Raw genomic sequence first — 19,487 nt, 5'->3', positions numbered from 1 at the left:
TTATCGAAAGTGCGCCTTGTTGAGAAGATGTTAATTGCCATCATCAGCATCAACTTCTAAATAGATAACTATAATTAGATATTTGTTTCAAAAAAGCACTATTACCCCCTCTCTGGTTAGTATCTTTAACAGCTTGTTATTGCCCAGCGAGGAATGATAGAACCATACCTATTGCCGGACTGGCGGGATCACGGTTCGGAATGGCACACGGAAAATGAAACAATCCACTGATTAAGGGACGAATCGATGAATAAGTTGAGCAAAATGGCAGTCAGGGCAGCGGTTTCTATGGCCCTGTTCGGATCGGTCTCACTGGTCCACGCGGCGGATACCATCAAGATCGGCATCGCCGGTCCGGTCACTGGCCCGGTCGCCCAGTACGGCGACATGCAGTTCACCGGCGGCAAGATGGCGGTCGAGCAGATCAACAAGGCCGGCGGCATCAAGGGCAAGCAGATCGAAGCCGTCATCTATGACGATGCCTGTGACCCGAAACAGGCCGTGGCGGTCGCCAACAAGGTGATCAACGACGGCGTCAAGTTCGTGGTCGGCCATCTCTGCTCCGACAACACCCTGCCCGCCTCCGACATCTATGAAGATGAAGGCGTGCTGATGGTCACCCCGGCCTCCACCAACCCCAAGATCACCGAGCGCGGCTATCAGCTGGTACTGCGTACCATCGGCCTGGACAGCGACCAGGGTCCGACTGCCGCCAAATACATCATCGAGCAGATCAAACCCCAGCGCGTGGCCGTCATCCACGACAAGAAACAGTACGGAGAAGGCATCGCCTCCAGCGTGAAAGCGGCGCTGGACAAGGCCGGCGTCAAGGTGGTGGCGTTTGAAGGCATCACCGCCGGCGACAAGGACTTCTCCGCCCTGATCGCCAAGCTGCAGAAAGAGAACGTCGATTTCGTCTACTACGGCGGCTACCACCCGGAGCTGGGTCTGATCCTGCGTCAGGCCGGCGAGAAGGGCCTCAAGGCCAAGTTCATGGGTCCGGAAGGGGTGGGTAACAAGGACATCTCCGCCATCGGCGGCCCGGCTTCCGAAGGCCTGCTGGTCACCCTGCCGAACAAGTACGACCTGGTGCCGGCCAACGCCCCGCTGGTTGCCGCGTTCAAGGCCAAGGGTCAGGACTCCTCCGGTCCGTTCGTGTGGACCACCTATGCCGCGGTGCAAACCCTGGCTGCCGGTATCGCCAAGGCGGGTGAGGATGACCCGGCTGCCGTTGCCGCCGCCATCAAGGCCGCGCCGGTCGATACCGTGATGGGCCCCCTCAGCTGGGCTCCCAACGGCGACCTGAAAGGGTTTGAATTCGGTGTGTTCCAGTGGCACGCCGACGGTACCTCTACCCAACTCAAGTAATCTGCCGGTCGGGGTGACGTGAGTCACCCCTCCTTTCTTTGCGGGCAAGTACAGGGAACGCAGTATGTCCGAACACTTCCTTTACCTGGTTCAGCAGTTGCTGAACGGGTTAACCATAGGCAGCACCTATGCGTTGATCGCCATCGGCTACACCATGGTCTATGGCATCATCGGCATGATCAACTTCGCCCACGGCGAGGTCTACATGATCGGCTCCTATGTCGCTTTCATGGTGATGGCGGGGCTCATGATGATGGGCATCGACAGCACCTTTCTGCTGCTGGGGGGCGCCTTCCTGGTCAGCATCATCATCACCGGCAGCTATGGCTGGACCATAGAGCGGGTCGCCTATCGCCCGCTGCGGGGCGGCAACCGGCTGATCCCCCTCATCTCCGCCATCGGCATGTCGATCTTCCTGCAGAACATGATGCGGATGGCCCAGGGCTCGCGCGACATCGCCATGCCCACCCTGATCTCCGGCGGCTGGACCCTGGGTGAGGCCGACGGCTTCCAGGCCAGCCTCTCTTGGATGCAGCTCATCATCTTCGTGGTGACCTTCATCACCATGCTGGCGCTGACCCAGTTCATCGGCCGCTCCCGCATGGGCCGCGCCTGCCGCGCCTGCTCGGAAGACATCAAGATGGCCAACCTGCTGGGGATAGACACCCACGTGGTCATCTCCATCACCTTCGTGCTGGGGGCCACCCTGGCCGCCGTCGCCGGCGTGCTGCTCGGCATGTATTACGGTGTCATCAACCCCTATCTCGGCTTTATGGCCGGCTTGAAGGCCTTTACGGCGGCGGTCTTGGGCGGCATCGGCAGCATTCCCGGCGCCGTGCTGGGCGGCCTGCTGCTCGGCGTGGTGGAGGCGCTCACCGCCGGCTACCTCAGCACCGAATACAAGGATGTGATGGCGTTCGCCCTGCTCATCTTCGTACTGCTCTTTATGCCCACTGGCATCCTGGGCCGCCCGGAAGTGGAGAAAGTATGATGAAACGCCAATTCATTCATGCCTGCATCGCCAGCTTGGTACTGCTGGTGCTCTCCTTCTGGCTGCTCGGCTTCAAGCTGGAGACCGACGGCACCCGCCTGCTGGTGGTGAGCCGGCTCGACGTGTCGCTGGCCTGGCTGCTGGGCGGCGCCACCCTGGTGTTCTGGTTCCAGATGCTGCGCGGCCAGATAAGCCGCCTGTTCCAGGCCTCCATCAGCGGCTTCTCGGTCGGCTTCACCAAGCTGGTGCTGCCAAGCCCGGAAGAGGCGCCCAAGCTCTATAACCTGACCGCCGTGCTGGTGCTGCTGTTTGCGGTGAGCTGGCCCTTCATGGCCTCCCGCGGCGCCATCGATCTGGCCACCCTCACCCTGATTTACATCATGCTGGGACTGGGCCTGAACGTGGTGGTGGGCCTCGCCGGCCTGCTCGATCTCGGCTACGTCGGCTTCTACGCGGTCGGCGCCTACAGCTATGCCCTGCTCAACAGCTATTTCGGGCTCAGCTTCTGGGAGTGCCTGCCCATCGCCGGCCTGATGGCGGCCACCTTCGGCTTTTTGCTCGGCTTCCCGGTGCTGCGGCTGCGGGGGGATTACCTGGCCATCGTCACCCTGGGCTTTGGCGAGATCATCCGCATCCTGCTCAACAACATGACCAGCCTGACCGGCGGCCCGAACGGCATCTCCGGCATTCCCAAACCGACCCTGGGGGGGCTGGAGTTCAACCGCACCGTCAAGGATGGCGGCTTCGAGACCTTCCACGAATTCTTCGGCATCGCCTACAACGCCAACCACAAGGTGATCTTCCTCTACCTGATGGCGCTGGTGCTGGTGGTGGCGACCCTGTTCGTCATCAACCGCCTGCTGCGCATGCCGCTCGGCCGCGCCTGGGAGGCGTTGCGGGAAGACGAGATCGCCTGCAAGTCGCTGGGGCTCAACCCCACCATCATCAAGCTGACCGCCTTCACCATAGGCGCCTGTTTCGCGGGCTTCGCCGGCAGCTTCTTCGCCTCGCGCCAGGGCTTCATCAGCCCGGAATCCTTCGTCTTCATCGAGTCGGCCATCGTGCTGGCCATCGTGGTGCTGGGCGGCATGGGCTCCCAGATTGGGGTGGTGCTAGCGGCCATCGTGATGACAGTGCTGCCGGAGCTGGCGCGCGAGTTCAACGAGTATCGCATGCTGATGTTCGGCCTCTTGATGGTGTTCATGATGGTCTGGCGGCCACAGGGCTTGCTGCCGATGACCCGTCCGCATCTGGAGTTGAAGAAATGAGTACGCATCAGAAGTTGTTGGACGTCTCTGAGCTGTCGATGCGCTATCTGGCCGGATTGCTGGCGGTGACTTGCTCCACCCTGGACTGGGAGCTGAAAAAATGAGTACTCATCAGAAGTTAATGGAAGTCTCTGATTTGTCGATGCGTTTCGGCGGCCTGCTCGCCGTCAACGGGGTCAAGCTGGATGTGGAAAAGGGGGAGGTGATCTCCATCATAGGTCCCAACGGGGCCGGCAAAACCACCATCTTCAACTGCCTGACCGGCTTCTACCGCCCGAGCGGCGGCATCATCCGCTACAAGGGTGAGGAGATCCAGGGACTGCCCGGCCACCTCATCGCCCGCAAGGGAATCGTGCGCACCTTTCAGCACGTGCGGCTGTTCAAGGACATGACGGCGGTGGAAAACCTGCTGGTGGCCCAGCACAGGCACCTCAACACCGGTTTTCTGGCCGGGCTGTTCAAGACCCCGGCCTTTCGCCGCGCCGAGCGGGAGGGGCTGGAGCAGTCCGCCTTCTGGCTGGAGAAGGTGGGGCTAAAGGATCTCGCCAACCGCGCCGCCGGCAACCTGGCCTATGGCCAGCAACGCCGGCTCGAGATCGCCCGCTGCATGGCGACCCGGCCCGAGCTGCTGATGCTGGACGAGCCGGCCGCCGGCCTCAACCCCCACGAGACCGACGAGCTGAACGAGCTTATCTCCAACCTGCGGGACGAGTTCGGGGTCTCGGTGCTGCTGATCGAGCACGACATGAAGCTGGTGATGGAGATCTCCAACCGCATCTTCGTGGTCAACCAGGGTACCCCGCTGGCCCACGGCAAGCCGGATGAAATCCGCAGCAATCCGGCAGTGATCAAGGCCTATCTGGGCGAGTCGTAAGGAAAACAAGATGTTAGAACTTCGCAACGTATCGACCCACTACGGCAAAATTCAGGCGCTGCACGACGTCAGCGTCGAGGTAAAAGAGGGGGAAATCGTCACCCTGATCGGCGCCAACGGCGCCGGCAAGACCACCCTGCTGATGACCCTGTGCGGCGAGCCCAAGCCCAGCAGCGGCTCCATCTGGTTCGAGGGGGAGCAGATAGACTCGCTCTCCACCGCCCGCATCATGCGCAAGGACATCGCCGTGGTGCCGGAGGGGCGCCGCATCTTCGCTCGCCTCACCGTGGAGGAGAACCTGCTGATGGGGGCCTTCTTCGTCGACAAGGCCGAGCAGCGCGGCCTGCTGGATCAGATTTTCACCCTGTTCCCGCGGCTGCACGAGCGACTGGAGCAGCGCGCCGGCACCATGTCCGGCGGCGAGCAGCAGATGCTGGCCATCGGCCGCGCCCTGATGAGCAAGCCGCGCCTGCTGCTGCTGGATGAACCCTCGCTGGGGCTGGCCCCCATCGTCATCCAGCAGATCTTCGACACCATAGAGCAGCTGCGCCGCGACGGCATGACAATCTTCCTGGTGGAGCAGAACGCCAACCAGGCGCTCAAGCTGGCCGATCGCGGCTACGTGCTGGAGAACGGCCACGTGGTGCTGCAGGACACGGGGGCCGCCCTCTTGGCCAACCCGGCCGTCCGCCAGGCCTATCTCGGCGGCTAAGCGTGCATTGCCACCCCACTTCCCCCGACCGTGCCCACCCGGCGCGGCCGGGGGAGACTCCCACCCGGAGGCTCACCCCTTGAGCCGGTCGAGGGAGAGACAGGATCACCACCACTTCTGGCACGACCCCGCCCTGCCCTTCATCGAGGCGCGTGCGGTACAGGACGGTCGCCGCGTCTGCTACGACAAGCACAGCCACCCCCACTTCTCCATCGGCGCCATCACCGGCGGCCACAGCCACTACCTCAACCAGCGCAGCCGGCAGGAGGTCGGCCGCGGCCACCTGGTGCTGATGAACCCGGAAGAGGTGCACGCCTGCAACCCGGTAGCCGATGAACCCTGGTCCTATCTGATGTTCTACCTCGACACCGGCTGGCTGCAGCGCCAGCAGGAGGAGGCAGGGCTGGGCCACGAATTTCGCCCCTTCGACATGACCGCCAGCCGGGATCCCCTGCTCTATCAGGGGCTGTGCCGGCTCCATCGGCAGCTGTGGCAGGAGCCGGAGCCGCTGGCGCGCGAGGTGGCCTGCCACCAGTTCAGCCGTCAGCTGCTGGCCAGACTCACTCCGGCCAGCTGGGACGATCGGCCGCCGCAGCACCTGCAGCGGGCCGCCGAGCTGATGCAGGACGACTGCAGCAGCGCCCTCACCCTCGCGCAATTGAGCGCGGTGGCCGGGCTCACCCCCTCCCACTTCGTGCGCAGCTTCAGCCGCCACTACGGCATGACGCCCCACGCCTACCTGCTCGATCAGCGCATCCGCCACGCCCGCACCCTGCTCAGGCGGGGAGAGCCGCTGGCAGAGGTGGCGCTGGCCAGCGGTTTTGCCGATCAGGCCCACTTCCAGCGCCAGTTCAAACGGCGGGTGGCCGCCACCCCGGGCCACTACCGCAACCAGCTGACCCGGCCGGGCTAACGCACCAGATAGGCGGCGCAGAGCAGCAGCAACATCGCCATCGCCCGGTTGAACCAGCGCAGCCGCTGCGGTACCAGCAGCAACCCCTGCAGGCGACTGCCGGCATAGGCCCAGCAGGCGATGGAGCACAGACAGATGACCAGGTAGAGGCCGCTGAACAGGGCCACCTGCCCCGCCCCGCCCGCACTGCCATAGGCCCCCATCCCCATGCTGGCGGCGAGCCAGGCCTTGGGATTGAGCCACTGCATCAGCGCCCCGTACCAGAAGGAGGGCGCCACCCCGTCGACCCCTTCCACCCGGCCGCTGTCCACCAGCAATTGCCAGGCCATCCAGCCGAGGAAGATCACCCCGCCCCAGCGCAGCAGCTCAGCCGCCGCCGGCCATTGCAACAGGGTGGCGCCCAGCCCCAATCCCATCAGCAACAACAGCAGGACAAACCCCAGGGTGGCCCCGACCACGTGGCGCAGGCTGGCCGCAAAGCCGTGCCTGGCACCGCTGCCGAGGGCGACCAGGTTGACCGGCCCCGGGGTGATGGACATGGCCAGGGCAAACCCGGCCATGGATAACAGCAGACTCGTCTCCATGGATAACGCTCGTATCGGTAAAAGGAGCCCCAGCCTAGCTATCGCCCCGCCCCGGGTATTGAAGGAAATTGCGATCGGTCACGGCAATAACCGGACACATTGCGGGCTTAGCGCCGGCCCCCGCTTGCGGTAAACTGGCCCTCAATCACCTATTCGCAGGACATGTTAATGGACCAGTTTGCCCATATCAGTGCCCATGATGCCCACCAGAAGCTCAGCGCCGGTGAAGCCCGCCTGGTGGATATTCGCGACCCCCAGTCGTTCGAGACAGCCCACGCGGTCGGCGCCTTCCACCTCACCAACGGCACCCTGGTGCGTTTCATGAACGAGGTGGACTTCGACACCCCGGTGATCGTGATGTGCTACCACGGCAACAGCAGCCAGGGCGCAGCCCAGTACCTGCTGCAACAGGGGTACGATGAGGTCTACAGCCTGGACGGCGGCTTCGAGGCGTGGCGCAGGGAGTTCCCGATCCAGGCGGGCGACGCATGATCCAGCTGCTGGTGCTCGACAACGCCCGCATGGCCCAGGCGCTGGTGGACTATCTCTCCACCCTCGGCATCTCGTGCGAGCTGACCCAGTCGGAGTTGGGGGTCACCATCTGGCTGGCGGACGAGCAGCGCCTCGCCCAGGCCCAGCAGGAGGTGAAGCGCTTCCTGGCCGAGCCGAGCCACCCCCGCTACATGGAAGCCTCCTGGCAGTCCGGCCGGGCCGATGCCCGCATCGACTACAGCAAGGGGATGAGCGACCCGGTCACCGACTTCCTCCATCAGGCGGGGCCGCTGACCCTGGCGGTGATCATCGCCTGTCTGGCCATCTACGGACTCGATGCCATCGGCCTGCCGATCTTCGACGAGCTGGCCTTTCACCCGACCCTGGCCCAGTTCACCGACTGGCAGGCGTGGCGCTACTTCACCCCGGCCTTCATCCACTTCTCGGTGTTGCACCTGGTGTTCAATCTGCTGTGGTGGTGGTATCTGGGGGGCCAGATCGAACAGCGACTCGGCAGCGGCAAGCTGCTGATCCTGCTGCTGGTAGGCGCCGCTCTGCCCAACCTGGCCGAGTTTTTCGCCAGCGGCCCGCTGTTTGGCGGCCTCTCCGGGGTGGTCTATGCCCTGCTCGGCTACTGCTGGCTGCGCAGCAAGTTGCAGCCGGCCTGCGGCCTCACCCTGCCACCGGCGCTGATGGGCTTCATGCTGTTCTGGCTGGCACTCGGTTTCTTCGATCTGCTCGGCACCCGTACCGCCAACATGGCCCACCTGGCGGGCCTGCTGGTCGGCCTGTTGCAGGGCTGGCTGGACAGACACCACCAGCCTGCCTGAGTTGCTGCGATCGGCTCGGCAGCCAACACGTCTGCTGATCTGGCCCACCCGGCTACGAGTGCTATACACGAAAAAAAACGCCGCCCCTCGGGGCGGCGTTTTTATTGGCCGACTGGCTTACTGCTTGAGCAGGGTGGGATCGGTCACCTTGACCGCAGTGCCGCCGCTCATGAAGAAGCTGGCGAACTCGGACTGCATCTCGGTGGTCACGTCGCCGCTCGGATCGAAGTTCTCGTCCGGTGCCAGCAGCGAGCTGTGGCCACCGGCCACGAAGCGGGCCGCGTTGTGGCTGGCCGCACCGGTGGCGGTCAGCGGTTGCAGCGCCAGCACCTTGAACAGCGGCTCGGTGCCGCCCAGCGGGGCGGAGGCGATGCTGTTCGGGATCACCTGATCCGACAGGCTCAACGCGCCATCGCCGACGATCTCGGTGGCGAACAGCGGGAAGTCGCTCTTGATGCCGCTGCCGAGGTTGATCGGGTCAGCCGAATCCAGCACCGACTGGGCCGCGAAGCTGTAGCTCTGCAGGGTGCTGGCCGCAGCGGCCTGCTGGGTGGCGCTCAGGCTCGGCAGGAACTCGTTGACGAAGCAGGTCGGCACCTCGGTCTTGCAGCTGGGGGCGTAGGCGGTAAAGCCCGCTTTCAGCTCGGCACTGCCGCTGGTCAGCACGCCCATCTTGATGGTCGGACCGAAGGTCGGCGAGTTCAGCAACAGCGGCGCTATGCCGCCACCCGGCATGGCCAGGCCACCGGTATCGAACTTGAACAGGGCATCCGCCTGGGCATTGCCGATGGACTGGTTGGCGACCGCCAGCAGGTTGGTGCCGGAGATGGCGCCCAGGGAGTGGCCCAGGAAGTGCACCTTGAGGCTGCCGGCGCTGCCGATGACGCCCTTGCCATTGGCCAGACCGACCGCCAGACGCAGGCCCAGCAGATCCGCCACGCTCTGTTTCAGGTTGTCGCGGGCCACGGTCAGGTAGCTCAGGTTCAGGTAGGGGGTCGGATTGTCGGAGGTGGTGACTGTGTCCATGCTGCCGCTCAGGGCGAAGCCGCGCTCACCGTGCAGCGGGTGATCGATCACCACCAGCGCCACCTTCTTGCCTGCCTGCATACCGGCATAGATCTGACCCAGCGCCAGCGCATAGGCGTTCTCTTTCACCGAGGTGACACCATGCTGGTAGATGATCACGTCGGTGATGGTGTTGAGGGCATCCTTGGCGAAGACGCGCATCGGCACCGACTGCACCTCTTCCAGCTTGGGCAGCGGGTTGAAGCGGCCGATGTTCTGCTCGGCATCCAGCGGCTTGCCGCCGGAGGTGAGGGTCACCCCGATCAGCTTGCTCGCCTCGGCCAGCAACTCGTTCTGGCGGGTCGGGTCGGCAATCAGCGTCGCCAGCAGGGCCGGGTCCACGCCCGCGCCCACCAGCCCGGCGATCACTTCGCTGTCAGAGGCTTTCAGGGCATTGGCGATGGCGTACAAGCTGGGGATGGCGCCGTGCCAGGACTGGGTCTTGGCCTTGTCCCAGGAGCCGGCGGTGGCCGGCGAGGAGAGGAAGTAGGGCAGCTTGACGGTACCGGTATAGACAGTGGTCAGCTGGGCCAGCCCGTTGAGCGGGGCGCCAGGGCCGAAGGCGGTGGCCAGCGCATCTTTCTGCTCCTGTGGCAGGAACGCCTCGGCGTCCAGCTGGGTCAGGAAGGGGTTGCTGCCGGTCACGGCCAGGGTGTAGGTACCCGGCAGGCTGGTGTTGCCCTTGGCATCCTGCTTCCACAGGGCGGCCGCATCCAGGGTCGGGCTCTTCAGCACGGATGCCGCCGCCCCTTTCACCGCCACCAGCACGTCGGCACCGGACTGGGTACCGAACCAGTCGGAGAAGATGACGTGATCGGTGGAGACGCCGGTGGCGGCCTTGAACAGGCCCTCCTGCAGGGCGATCAGACCGTTGATGGTCTGCTCCTGGGCATTGCTGCCGACGTTGTTCTTGTAGTTGCCGTAGTCGCTGCCGGCCTTGACCGCGTTGCCGTTGCTGTCCTTGAGGGAGTCGGTGGCCACGATCATGTAGTAGGAGGAGGGGTTCAGCGGCTTGAGCGGTACCAGGTTCAACTTGCCGGCCGAGGCAGCCACCACGAAGTCCGTCCCGTAGGTCAGCACCTTCTTCACGCCGCTCGGGCGCAGGGCTGTACTGTCAAAGCTCAGCTCCAGCAGGTAGAGCGGGGCCACCGAGGCGGCAAACTCGGCCGCAGCCGGTGCCTGGACAGTGATGCCGGACGAGGTGACGGGCACGATCTGGATGGCCTGGGTCGTGGACCAGCCATCCAGGGTCGACATGGCCGACACCGGGTTGGAGAGATCCGCCGTTTCGGTGGAGAATTTCAGGGTGCCATCGCTGGCCCGGGCCGCCAGGGCACTGGGGCGCACTGCGTTGGAACCGGTCAACAGATAGTCGAGATAGCTGGAGGTGTCGCCTTTGTTATCGTCACTGCCACCACAGCCGGCCAGCATAGCACTGACGACTGCGGCATAAATTAGCTTCTTTTTCATATCCTTATCTCTTTTTAGTTGTTATCCATGAAATGCTGACGGCGTTGGGTAAAAACCCGACCGGTACATCTTAACAGCAACGCAACAATTATTAAGTAGCTGGTCGGTCATCTGATCTGCTTTTTTTGTGTACAGCATCAAGGAATTGGAATAGAAACGGGACTCGATAGGTTAACAGCTTCATCCCGGATACCAGACCCGACCAGCGGTCACTTGTACGCCAGATGGCAAAAAGCGACCCCCGATCTCGGCAAAGCGGATCAATTGCCGGTAGAATGGCGCATTGCTTAAGGAGAACCACATGATCGACCCGAAGAAACTGGAAGAGATCGCCAAACAGGTGCACAACTCCCTGCCGCCCGGCATTCGCAGCATGGGTGAAGAGGTGGAGAAGAAGATCCGTCAGGTGCTGCAGTCCCAGCTCGGCAAGCTGGATCTGGTCAGTCGCGAAGAGTTTGACGTGCAGACCAAGGTGCTGCTGCGCACCCGCGAGAAGCTGACCGCCCTCGAGGCCAAGCTGGCCCAGCTCGAGCAGCAGCTCGGCGCCAAGGGCGAATAACACTGCCCCCATAAAGCAAACCCCAGCCAGGCTGGGGTTTGTTGTTTCTGGCCTGCCGCAAAGCAAGTTGCGGCGGCAAATGCAGCGAGGCATTTCTGGTTACGTGACCGGCCTCATGCCGAACTCAGATAAACTCGTAGGCGTCGCCGAAGATGCGCTCCGGCTCGGCTCCCAGGATCTTGAACTCTTCCCGCGCCGCACCCGCCATCTCGAAGCGGCCGGCCACATAGATGTCGTAGTCATGCAGGCTGACGAAGTCATCCATGATGGCCTTGTGCACCAGCCCGGTCTTGCCGGCCCAGTCGCTCTCCGGCTCCTGCACCACAGGGATGTAGGTAAGCGGGGCGTAGTCGCGCTCCCACTGCTGCATCTGCTCCTGCTCGTAGAGCCAGTGCGCCTGGCGCACGCCCCAGTAGAAGAACACCGGGCGCTTGCTGCCGCTGTCGATCAGGTATTCCAGAATGGCGCGGGCGTAGGAGAAACCGGTGCCGCCTGCCATCAGGATCAGCGGCCGGGGTGACTCTTCCCGCAGGAAGGCCTTGCCCGCCGCCAGCTCAATCTCGATCTCCCCCTGCTCGCGCATGCGGGCCAGCACCTGGCCGGCATAGGCGTTCTCCGGGGTGGCGCCGATCTGCAGCTCCAGCACGCCAGGACGGGTCGGCGAGTTGGCGATGGAGAAGGGACGCTTGTCCGAATCGCTCATCACCACCAGCAGATACTGGCCCGGCTTGAAGCTGACGGCTTGCAGCGGCGTCAGGGCCACGTGCCAGATGGTGTCGACATATTCGCGCAGTTCCTCTACGCGGCACTTGATACGTTGCATTCTTATCCTTGTGACGGGCTCGTTCGGCCCGCTTTCGCTCTTGATTCACTGTGGACTGGCGACCAGCAGAGTGGTCAGGTCAGTCGAGCATACCCAATTCAGCTCAAATGGCATCAATCTTTTGCATCCCGGCCAGGCGGCACGGCCCGCCGGGCCGGCCGCCGCTCATCAACCGAGAATGTTCAGCTCGTCCCAGAGGGCATCGATCTTCTGCTTCACCGCCTCGTCCTGGACGATGGGCTGGCCCCACTCGCGATTGGTCTCTCCCGGCCACTTGTTGGTGGCGTCCAGCCCCATCTTGGAGCCGAGCCCGGAGACCGGCGAGGCGAAGTCCAGGTAGTCGATCGGGGTGTGCTCGATCAGGGTGGTGTCGCGGGCCGGATCCATCCGGGTGGTGATGGCCCAGATCACGTCCTTCCAGTCGCGAGCGTTGATGTCGTCGTCGCAGACGATCACGAACTTGGTGTACATGAACTGGCGCAGGAAGGACCAGACCCCCAGCATCACCCGCTTGGCGTGGCCAGGGTAACGCTTCTTGATGGTCACCACCGCCATCCGGTAGGAGCACCCCTCCGGCGGCAGGTAGAAGTCCACGATCTCGGGGAACTGCTTCTGCAACAGCGGCACGAATACCTCGTTGAGCGCCACCCCCAGCACCGCCGGCTCATCGGGCGGACGGCCGGTGTAGGTGCTGTGGTAGATGGCATCCTTGCGCATCGTCATGTGGGTGATGGTGAAGACTGGGAACTCGTCCACCTCGTTGTAGTAGCCGGTGTGATCGCCATAGGGCCCCTCGGGAGCCAGCTCGCCCGGCTCCAGATAGCCTTCCAGCACGATCTCGGCGCTGGCGGGCACCTCCAGATCGCAGCTGATGGCCTTCACCACCTCGGTACGGCTGCCGCGCAGCAAACCGGCAAAGGCGTATTCGGAGAGGGTATCCGGCACCGGCGTCACCGCGCCGAGGATGGTTGCCGGATCGGCACCCAGCGCCACCGCCACCGGGAAGCGCTCACCCGGGTGTGCCTCCTGCCACTCGCGAAAATCGATGGCACCGCCGCGGTGATCCAGCCAGCGCATGATCAGCTTGTTCTTGCCGATCTTCTGCTGGCGATAGATGCCGAGGTTCTGCCGTTTCTTGTAGGGGCCGCGGGTGATGGTGAGCCCCCAGGTGACCAGCGGCGCCACGTCGCCCGGCCAGCAGTGCTGAATGGGGATCTGGTCCAGATCGACCGCCTCTCCCTCCAGCACCCGCTGCTGACAGGGGGCGGACGAGAGACGCTTGGTCGGCATGTTGAGCACCTGCTTGAAGATCGGCAGCTTCTCCATCAGCTCCTTGAAGCCACGGGGCGGTTCAGGCTCCTTCAGGTAGGAGAGCCAGGTCCCCACCTGGCGCAAGGCGGCCACGTTGGGCTGGCCCATGCCCATGGCGACCCGGTCCGGCGTGCCGAACAGATTGGTCAGCACCGGCATGGTGTAACCCTTGGGATTTTCGAACAGCAGGGCCGGCCCACCCGCACGCAGGGTGCGGTCGCTGATCTCGGTCATCTCCAGATAGGGGTCTATCTCGCGCGTGATGCGCTTGAGTTGTCCGCTTTGTTCCAGCTGCGCGATGAAATCACGCAAATCCTTGTATTTCATGCAGGTACCCTGTGTGCAGGCGATGCCGCATTATAACTCCGGGGAGCCGGCGGGTGTACCCGGTTCGGGTTGCACCATCGGACTTGCATGGCGCTTTTCCTGCCGGGTCAGCCGATCGGCAAGCTGGGCCAGCAACCTCGGCTCGTCCACCTGCAACAGCAGGCTGGCCACCTGACCGCTGTACTGGCGGTTGCCCAGCTCAGCCAGCAGGAACTGCTGGGCCGTGTCGGGCAGCGGCGAAAGCTGACTGAGCTGGTGCAGGGCGGGCTGTTTGAGGGAGGCGTTGTGGCTGGCGGCGATCAGCAGATCGCTCGCCGTCTGACCCTGATGAAAGCGCCCCACGCTGGCCAGGGCCGCCACGCTGTCGTGATCCGCCGGTTGGCGCCACAGCTTCTGATAGAGGGCGCGGTCGCCGGTACGCTCGGCCAGCAGCCGCAGCAAGCGGTTGTCGGGCAGGAAGATGTTCAGGCCGGCCAGCTTGTGTGCCTCGCGCTGCAGCACAGTGACAGGCTGCCCGGCGAGTGCGTTCAGCAGCGCCTGCTGTTGCTGGGCCAGATCCGGGTTGCGGCTGTTGTAAATCTGCTTGAACTCGAAGCGGTTCGCCTCCAGCAGCTGGCGGTAGTTGTCCTGCCAGGCCTGCCGCTGCCAGCGGCTCAGCACCTGCCGCGCCGCAGCGGCAAAGTCGTAGGCGGGTTGCTGCACCAGAAAGCCGTCCACCTCTTTTTCCACCAGCCAGCTGGGGGCCTTGAACGACTGGGCGCGCACCCAGGCCAGCAGTTGCGGGCTGGCAGCCCTGGGCTGGTCATCGAGGGTGGCGAGCAGCTGGCACAGCAGATACTCCCGCTGCCCCACGGCCAGGGAGTCCAGCAGGGAATCGATGGCGGCAAACTGTCCCTGCTGCAAGCGGCCGGTCAGGTAGTCGAGGTGGCCCTGCAGTCCCTCGTCGGCCACCAGCGCGACGCGGGGCGCCGTCCCGGCGGACGGAGTCTGGCCCGCCAAAGCCGGCGGCACCAGCAGCCAGCTCAGCATTATCAGGAGTACATGCTTCATGACGTCCCTATCCTTGTGACATCGAGGTTTCATACTACTCAGGCGACCGCAAAATAGATAAACAAAAACCGCGACCTGGGCCGCGGTTTCATCATTTTTCGAGTCGGTTACTTCTGCTGGCGCCGCATGGCGTCGAAGAACTCGTCGTTGGTCTTGGTCATCGCCAGCTTGTCGATGAGGAACTCGATGCCGTCGATCTCACCCATCGGGTGGACAATCTTGCGCAGGATCCACATCTTCTGCAGCTCGTCACCGGTGGTCAGCAGCTCTTCCTTGCGGGTACCGGAGCGGGTGATGTCGATGGCCGGGTAGACGCGCTTCTCGGCGATCTTGCGCGAGAGGTGCAGTTCCATGTTGCCGGTGCCCTTGAACTCTTCGTAGATGACTTCGTCCATCTTGGAGCCGGTATCGATCAGCGCGGTGGCGATGATGGTCAGGCTGCCGCCCTCTTCTACATTGCGCGCGGCACCGAAGAAGCGCTTCGGACGGTGCAGTGCGTTGGCGTCCACACCACCGGTCAGTACCTTGCCGGATGACGGGATGACGGTGTTGTAGGCACGGGCCAGACGGGTGATGGAGTCCAGCAGGATCACCACGTCCTTCTTGTGCTCGACCAGACGCTTGGCCTTCTCGATCACCATTTCGGCGACCTGGACGTGACGGGAAGCCGGCTCGTCGAAGGTGGAGGCGATCACTTCGCCCTTCACCATCCGCTGCATCTCGGTCACTTCTTCCGGACGTTCGTCGATCAGCAGGACGATCAGTTCACAATCCGGGTGGTTGTAGGCGATGCTCTGGGCGATGTTCTGCAGCAGCATGGTCTTACCGGCCTTGGGCGGTGCGACGATGAGGCCGCGCTGGCCTTTACCGATCGGGGATGCCAGATCCAGTACGCGGGCGGTGATGTCTTCGGTGGAACCGTTGCCACGCTCCATGCGCAGACGCTCGTTGGCGTGCAGCGGAGTGAGGTTTTCAAACAGGATCTTGTTGCGGGAGTTTTCCGGACGGTCGTAGTTGACCTCGTTGACCTTGAGCAGCGCGAAGTAGCGTTCGCCCTCTTTCGGCGGCCGGATCTTGCCGGAGATGGTATCGCCGGTGCGCAGGTTGAAGCGGCGGATCTGGCTCGGGGAGACGTAGATGTCGTCCGGGCCGGCCAGGTAGGAGCCGTCTGCACTACGCAGGAAGCCGAAACCATCGGTCAGGATTTCCAGCACACCGTCGCCGAAGATATCCTCGCCACCCTTGGCGTGCGCCTTGAGGATCGCGAAAATAATGTCTTTCTTGTGCGCCCGAGCCAGATTTTCCAACCCCATGGATTCGCCAAGCTGTACCAGCTCGGACACAGGAGTGTTCTTTAATTCAGTCAGATTCATAGTGGTGAAAGTCTGTAAGCAAGGATTGAAATGAGGAGACAGTCTGCTGGATTGATGCTGATCGGATTTGATTTGCCAGGCTGATGTGTGAGCAAAGAGTCAGGCAAAAAGGTTAGCAAACGAGCGATAAATTAGCACCAATCGGGGTGAGCGTCTAGGTGATAAAACAGAAGGAGCGCATTATTGCAATGCGCTCCTCGATGATTATTACAGGTTGCCGTCCAGGAACTCTTTCAGCTGAGTCTTGGACAGGGCACCGACCTTGGTCGCTGCCACTTCGCCATTCTTGAACAGCAAGAGGGTCGGAATACCACGAATGCCATATTTGGGCGGAGTGTCGGCGTTATGGTCGATGTTCAATTTCGCCACGGTCACACGACCGGCATACTCTTGGGCGACTTCGTTCAGGATCGGGGCAATCATCTTGCACGGACCACACCATTCGGCCCAGAAGTCGACCAGAACGGCGCCATCGGCTTTGATTACATCTGCCTCGAAGCTGGCATCGCTCAGCTGAACAATCTTGTCACTCATCTCCAACTCCAGTCAGTAATTAAGGCTTTATTGACGTATCAACAAAGGCAATAGTTGCCCTATTTGAAATGATCCTGTTTATTATTGCAAGCCTAACCTGATAACCTACCGCCATGAGCAAAACACACTTAACGACCGACAAATTCGCCCAAATGGGCCTCGAACCCGAAGTTCTGGCTGGTCTGGAATCAAAGGGATTTCACTATTGCACCCCCATCCAGGCACTCTCTCTGCCGCTGCTGGTAGAAGGCCATGACCTCGCCGGCCAAGCCCAGACGGGTACCGGCAAAACCATCGCCTTCCTGGCTGCCACCTTCAACTATCTGCTGACCCACCCGCTGACCAAGCCGCGCCTCATCAATCAGCCGCGTGCCATCATCATGGCCCCGACCCGGGAACTGGCAGTACAGATTTACAACGATGCCGACAGCATGGCCGCCTCGACCGGCCTCAAGCTCGGCCTCGCCTACGGCGGTGAAGGGTACGACAAGCAGCTGGCCGTGCTGGAGCAGGGTGTCGACATCCTGATCGGCACCACAGGCCGCATCATCGACTACTTCAAGTCCAAGGTCATCGATCTGAGCAACATCCAGGTCGTGGTGCTGGACGAAGCGGATCGCATGTTCGATCTCGGCTTCATCAAAGACATCCGTTTCTTGTTCCGCCGCATGCCGCCCGCCACCGAGCGCTTGAGCATGCTGTTCTCCGCCACCCTCTCCCTGCGGGTGCAGGAGCTGGCCTACGAGCACATGAACCACCCGGAACATGTGCAGGTCGAGCCGGAGCAGATGACCGGCGTACGAATCAAAGAAGAGCTCTTCTACCCTTCCAACGAAGACAAGATGTTGCTGCTGCTCTCCCTGATGGAAGAGGAGTGGCCGGAAAAAGCCATCGTCTTCGCCAACACCAAGCACGTCTGTGAAGACGTTCACGCCTGGCTGGAAAACGACGGCCACCGCGTCGGTCTGCTGACCGGCGACGTGCCGCAGAAGAAGCGGATGAAGATCCTGGAGGACTTCACCAAGGGTGCGGTAGACATTCTGGTTGCCACCGACGTGGCCGCCCGTGGTCTGCACATCCCTGACGTGACCCACGTCTTCAACTACGACCTGCCCGACGACGCCGAGGACTACGTACACCGCATCGGTCGTACCGGTCGTGCCGGCAAGAGCGGTCACTCCATCAGCCTGGCCTGTGAAGACTATGCCTTCAACCTGCCGGCCATCGAGGAGTACATCCACCACCCGATCCCGGTCAGCAAATATGACCGCGAGGCCCTGCTGGATGACGTGACCGCGCCGAAACGGGTGTTCCGCAACCGTCAGCCGGTGAACCGCAACATGCGCGATCGCCAGGGCGGTGGCAACAGCAACAACCGTCGTCGTCCTCCCCGCAAAAGCTGAAGGATAGGCCCAGTTGCACAACTCGCCTCTCTATGCCGCCATCGACCTCGGCTCCAACAGCTTTCACATGCTGGTGGTGCGCGAGGTCGCCGGTGCCCTGCGCACCGTCACCAAGGTCAAGCGCAAGGTGCGCCTCGCCGCCGGTCTGGATCCCGATTTTCGTCTCAGTCGTGCCGCCATGGAGCGGGGCTGGGACTGCCTGCGCCTCTTCTCCGAGCAGCTGCAGGACATTCCGGCCGACAACATCCGGGTAGTCGGCACCGCGACCCTGCGCCTGGCCACCAACGTCGACGAGTTTCTGCGTGAAGCGGAACGGGTGCTCAACCACAACATCGAGATCATCTCGGGTGAGGAAGAGGCCAAGACCATCTATGAAGGGGTCTCCTGGACCTCGGCGGGGGAAGGCAACCGGCTGGTGATCGACATCGGCGGTGCCAGTACCGAGCTGGTGATCGGCGAACAGAGCGAGGCCAAGCTGCTCAACAGCCTGCACATGGGCTGCGTCACCTGGCTCAACAACCACTTCGGTGACGGCGAGCTGAGTGAAGCGCGCTTCAAGCAGGCCATTGCCGCCGCCAAAACGGTGCTGGAGAAGGTGTCGGACGATTACCGCGTGCTCGGCTGGCGCACCTGCGTCGGCGCCTCCGGTACGGTGCAGGCGCTGCAGGAGATCATGCTGGCCCAGGGCAAGAGCGAGCGGGTCACCCTGCCGAAGCTGCAGGAGCTGATGGGTCAGGCCATCGCCTGCGGCAAGCTCGACCAGCTGCAACTGGAAGGGCTGGCGGCCGAGCGGCTGACCGTGTTCCCCTCCGGCCTCGCCATCCTGATCGCCATCTTCGAAACCCTCGGCATCGAGAGCATGACGCTGGCCGGCGGCGCCCTGCGCGAAGGCTTAATCTACGGCCTGCTCGGCAACAATCACGACTGTGATGCCCGCGATCGTACCGCCGACAGCCTGATCAGCCGCTACCAGCTGGACAAGGAGCACGCCGAGCGGGTACGCGATACCGCCATCGAGGCGTTCACCCAGCTGCAGCCGGCCTGGCGTCTCTCCAAGCGCTACGGTCGCCCGATCCTGCGTTACGCGGCCCTGCTGCACGAAATCGGTCTGTGCATCGAGTACAAGAAGGCGCCGCAACACGCCGCCTACATCATCGACAACATCGACATGCCGGGTTTCACCCCCGCGCAGAAGAAGCTGCTGTCGGCCCTGCTGTTCAACCAGCGGGACGAATTCAAGCTGGAACCGCTGGAGAAGCAGGGTGCCGTCACGGCTCGCCAGGCGATCCGGCTGGCCCGCATCCTGCGCATCGCGCTGATCCTCTGCATGCGCCGCACCCAGGGCACTGTGCCGATCTTTACCCTGCAGGCGGATGACGAGGCTCTGACGCTGACCCTGCCCAAGGGGTGGCTGGACGAGCACTACCTGCGCGCCAGCGAGCTGCGCCTCGAAGTGGAGCGCCAGCAGAAGATGGGCTGGCCCACCCGGCTGCTGGAAGCCTGATTGGGCCCAGCCCAATCAGTGCCCCAAGGTTCCGAC

At 62.9% G+C, this 19,487-nt stretch carries 18 protein-coding genes; 11 read left to right on the top strand and 7 right to left on the bottom strand.

Translation table 11 applies throughout. The features are described 5' to 3' along the window. Positions 1-246: 246 nt before the first annotated feature. The 6 genes from CK627_RS04310 (at position 247) to CK627_RS04285 (ending at position 6,126) form a co-directional block, all read left to right on the top strand. Positions 247-1,368 (top strand): branched-chain amino acid ABC transporter substrate-binding protein, encoded by a 1,122-nt coding sequence (locus CK627_RS04310; protein ID WP_167385268.1) that lies wholly within the window; start codon positions 247-249, stop codon positions 1,366-1,368. 64 nt (positions 1,369-1,432) lie between these two features. Next, positions 1,433-2,359, top strand: a complete 927-nt coding sequence (gene livH / locus CK627_RS04305; RefSeq protein WP_005307331.1) for a high-affinity branched-chain amino acid ABC transporter permease LivH — start codon at positions 1,433-1,435, stop codon at positions 2,357-2,359. Continuing rightward, a complete protein-coding gene (locus CK627_RS04300; RefSeq protein ID WP_010635560.1) occupies positions 2,359-3,627 on the top strand; it encodes a high-affinity branched-chain amino acid ABC transporter permease LivM in 1,269 nt (422 codons plus the stop codon). The genes livH and CK627_RS04300 overlap by 1 nt, the downstream gene beginning before the upstream one ends. Positions 3,628-3,727: 100 nt before the next feature. Then, entirely contained in the window at positions 3,728-4,501 is a 774-nt protein-coding gene (gene livG, locus CK627_RS04295) for a high-affinity branched-chain amino acid ABC transporter ATP-binding protein LivG (RefSeq protein ID WP_005307326.1), read from the top strand. 10 nt (positions 4,502-4,511) lie between these two features. Further along, positions 4,512-5,213: an ABC transporter ATP-binding protein gene (locus tag CK627_RS04290; protein WP_005307325.1), complete on the top strand. Its 702-nt coding sequence runs from the start codon at positions 4,512-4,514 to the stop codon at positions 5,211-5,213. 79 nt (positions 5,214-5,292) lie between these two features. Then, a complete protein-coding gene (locus CK627_RS04285) occupies positions 5,293-6,126 on the top strand; it encodes an AraC family transcriptional regulator (protein ID WP_095591755.1) in 834 nt (277 codons plus the stop codon). On the opposite strand, the gene CK627_RS04280 is transcribed toward CK627_RS04285, so the two are convergent. Beyond that, positions 6,123-6,710 carry a LysE family translocator gene (locus tag CK627_RS04280; RefSeq protein ID WP_254425345.1) on the bottom strand — a complete coding sequence of 196 codons (588 nt, stop codon included), beginning with the start codon at positions 6,708-6,710 and terminating at the stop codon, positions 6,123-6,125. The two genes, CK627_RS04285 and CK627_RS04280, sit on opposite strands and share 4 nt — an antisense overlap. 168 nt (positions 6,711-6,878) lie before the next feature. Here CK627_RS04280 and glpE point away from each other — a divergent pair, with 168 nt between their 5' ends. Beyond that, entirely contained in the window at positions 6,879-7,202 is a 324-nt protein-coding gene (gene glpE / locus CK627_RS04275) for a thiosulfate sulfurtransferase GlpE (protein ID WP_005307320.1), read from the top strand. Further along, positions 7,199-8,032 carry a rhomboid family intramembrane serine protease GlpG gene (gene glpG / locus CK627_RS04270; protein ID WP_095591753.1) on the top strand — a complete coding sequence of 278 codons (834 nt, stop codon included), beginning with the start codon at positions 7,199-7,201 and terminating at the stop codon, positions 8,030-8,032. Before glpE ends, glpG begins: the two co-directional genes overlap by 4 nt. Positions 8,033-8,149: 117 nt before the next feature. Here glpG and CK627_RS04265 read toward each other — a convergent pair whose 3' ends face one another. Beyond that, the gene (locus tag CK627_RS04265) at positions 8,150-10,567 is read right to left on the bottom strand and encodes a VolA/Pla-1 family phospholipase (protein ID WP_095591752.1); all 2,418 of its coding nucleotides are present in this window, start codon (positions 10,565-10,567) and stop codon (positions 8,150-8,152) included. 301 nt (positions 10,568-10,868) lie between these two features. On the opposite strand from CK627_RS04265, the gene ubiK reads away from it, so the two are divergent. Beyond that, positions 10,869-11,126: a ubiquinone biosynthesis accessory factor UbiK gene (ubiK, locus tag CK627_RS04260; protein WP_005307315.1), complete on the top strand. Its 258-nt coding sequence runs from the start codon at positions 10,869-10,871 to the stop codon at positions 11,124-11,126. A gap of 124 nt (positions 11,127-11,250) precedes the next feature. Here the strand turns inward: ubiK and fre are convergent, their stop codons facing one another. From fre to trxA, 5 genes are all read right to left on the bottom strand, one after another. Next, on the bottom strand, positions 11,251-11,949 hold the full coding sequence (gene fre / locus CK627_RS04255) for an NAD(P)H-flavin reductase (protein ID WP_095591751.1): 699 nt from the start codon (positions 11,947-11,949) through the stop codon (positions 11,251-11,253). Positions 11,950-12,117: 168 nt separating this feature from the next. Continuing rightward, on the bottom strand, positions 12,118-13,587 hold the full coding sequence (ubiD, locus tag CK627_RS04250; RefSeq protein WP_017788481.1) for a 4-hydroxy-3-polyprenylbenzoate decarboxylase: 1,470 nt from the start codon (positions 13,585-13,587) through the stop codon (positions 12,118-12,120). A 30-nt stretch (positions 13,588-13,617) separates the two neighbouring features. Further along, positions 13,618-14,637 carry a hypothetical protein gene (locus tag CK627_RS04245; protein WP_095591750.1) on the bottom strand — a complete coding sequence of 340 codons (1,020 nt, stop codon included), beginning with the start codon at positions 14,635-14,637 and terminating at the stop codon, positions 13,618-13,620. A gap of 107 nt (positions 14,638-14,744) precedes the next feature. Further along, complete coding sequence (gene rho, locus CK627_RS04240; RefSeq protein ID WP_005307308.1) at positions 14,745-16,010, bottom strand: transcription termination factor Rho; 1,266 nt, start codon at positions 16,008-16,010, stop codon at positions 14,745-14,747. A 207-nt stretch (positions 16,011-16,217) separates the two neighbouring features. Next, positions 16,218-16,544 carry a thioredoxin TrxA gene (trxA, locus tag CK627_RS04235; RefSeq protein ID WP_005307306.1) on the bottom strand — a complete coding sequence of 109 codons (327 nt, stop codon included), beginning with the start codon at positions 16,542-16,544 and terminating at the stop codon, positions 16,218-16,220. A 113-nt stretch (positions 16,545-16,657) separates the two neighbouring features. Here trxA and rhlB point away from each other — a divergent pair, with 113 nt between their 5' ends. Then, positions 16,658-17,947 (top strand): ATP-dependent RNA helicase RhlB, encoded by a 1,290-nt coding sequence (rhlB, locus tag CK627_RS04230; protein WP_005307299.1) that lies wholly within the window; start codon positions 16,658-16,660, stop codon positions 17,945-17,947. A 13-nt stretch (positions 17,948-17,960) separates the two neighbouring features. After that, entirely contained in the window at positions 17,961-19,451 is a 1,491-nt protein-coding gene (gene gppA / locus CK627_RS04225) for a guanosine-5'-triphosphate,3'-diphosphate diphosphatase (protein ID WP_095591749.1), read from the top strand. Positions 19,452-19,487: the final 36 nt, after the last annotated feature.

It is taken from the genome of Aeromonas dhakensis (assembly GCF_002285935.1).
Classification (GTDB): Bacteria; Pseudomonadota; Gammaproteobacteria; order Enterobacterales; family Aeromonadaceae; genus Aeromonas; species Aeromonas dhakensis.
The sequence above is the reverse complement of the archived record's forward strand: the minus strand, read 5'-3'. Positions and strand labels throughout refer to the sequence as shown.

Coding starts and splice junctions, on each gene's coding strand:
- CK627_RS04310 (WP_167385268.1), top strand. CDS start 247: ATGAATAAGTTGAGCAAAATGGCAGTCAGGGCAGCGGTTTCTATGGCC.
- livH (WP_005307331.1), top strand. CDS start 1,433: ATGTCCGAACACTTCCTTTACCTGGTTCAGCAGTTGCTGAACGGGTTA.
- CK627_RS04300 (WP_010635560.1), top strand. CDS start 2,359: ATGAAACGCCAATTCATTCATGCCTGCATCGCCAGCTTGGTACTGCTG.
- livG (WP_005307326.1), top strand. CDS start 3,728: ATGAGTACTCATCAGAAGTTAATGGAAGTCTCTGATTTGTCGATGCGT.
- CK627_RS04290 (WP_005307325.1), top strand. CDS start 4,512: ATGTTAGAACTTCGCAACGTATCGACCCACTACGGCAAAATTCAGGCG.
- CK627_RS04280 (WP_254425345.1), bottom strand. CDS start 6,710: ATGGAGACGAGTCTGCTGTTATCCATGGCCGGGTTTGCCCTGGCCATG.
- glpE (WP_005307320.1), top strand. CDS start 6,879: ATGGACCAGTTTGCCCATATCAGTGCCCATGATGCCCACCAGAAGCTC.
- glpG (WP_095591753.1), top strand. CDS start 7,199: ATGATCCAGCTGCTGGTGCTCGACAACGCCCGCATGGCCCAGGCGCTG.
- CK627_RS04265 (WP_095591752.1), bottom strand. CDS start 10,567: ATGAAAAAGAAGCTAATTTATGCCGCAGTCGTCAGTGCTATGCTGGCC.
- ubiK (WP_005307315.1), top strand. CDS start 10,869: ATGATCGACCCGAAGAAACTGGAAGAGATCGCCAAACAGGTGCACAAC.
- fre (WP_095591751.1), bottom strand. CDS start 11,949: ATGCAACGTATCAAGTGCCGCGTAGAGGAACTGCGCGAATATGTCGAC.
- ubiD (WP_017788481.1), bottom strand. CDS start 13,587: ATGAAATACAAGGATTTGCGTGATTTCATCGCGCAGCTGGAACAAAGC.
- CK627_RS04245 (WP_095591750.1), bottom strand. CDS start 14,637: ATGAAGCATGTACTCCTGATAATGCTGAGCTGGCTGCTGGTGCCGCCG.
- rho (WP_005307308.1), bottom strand. CDS start 16,010: ATGAATCTGACTGAATTAAAGAACACTCCTGTGTCCGAGCTGGTACAG.
- trxA (WP_005307306.1), bottom strand. CDS start 16,544: ATGAGTGACAAGATTGTTCAGCTGAGCGATGCCAGCTTCGAGGCAGAT.
- rhlB (WP_005307299.1), top strand. CDS start 16,658: ATGAGCAAAACACACTTAACGACCGACAAATTCGCCCAAATGGGCCTC.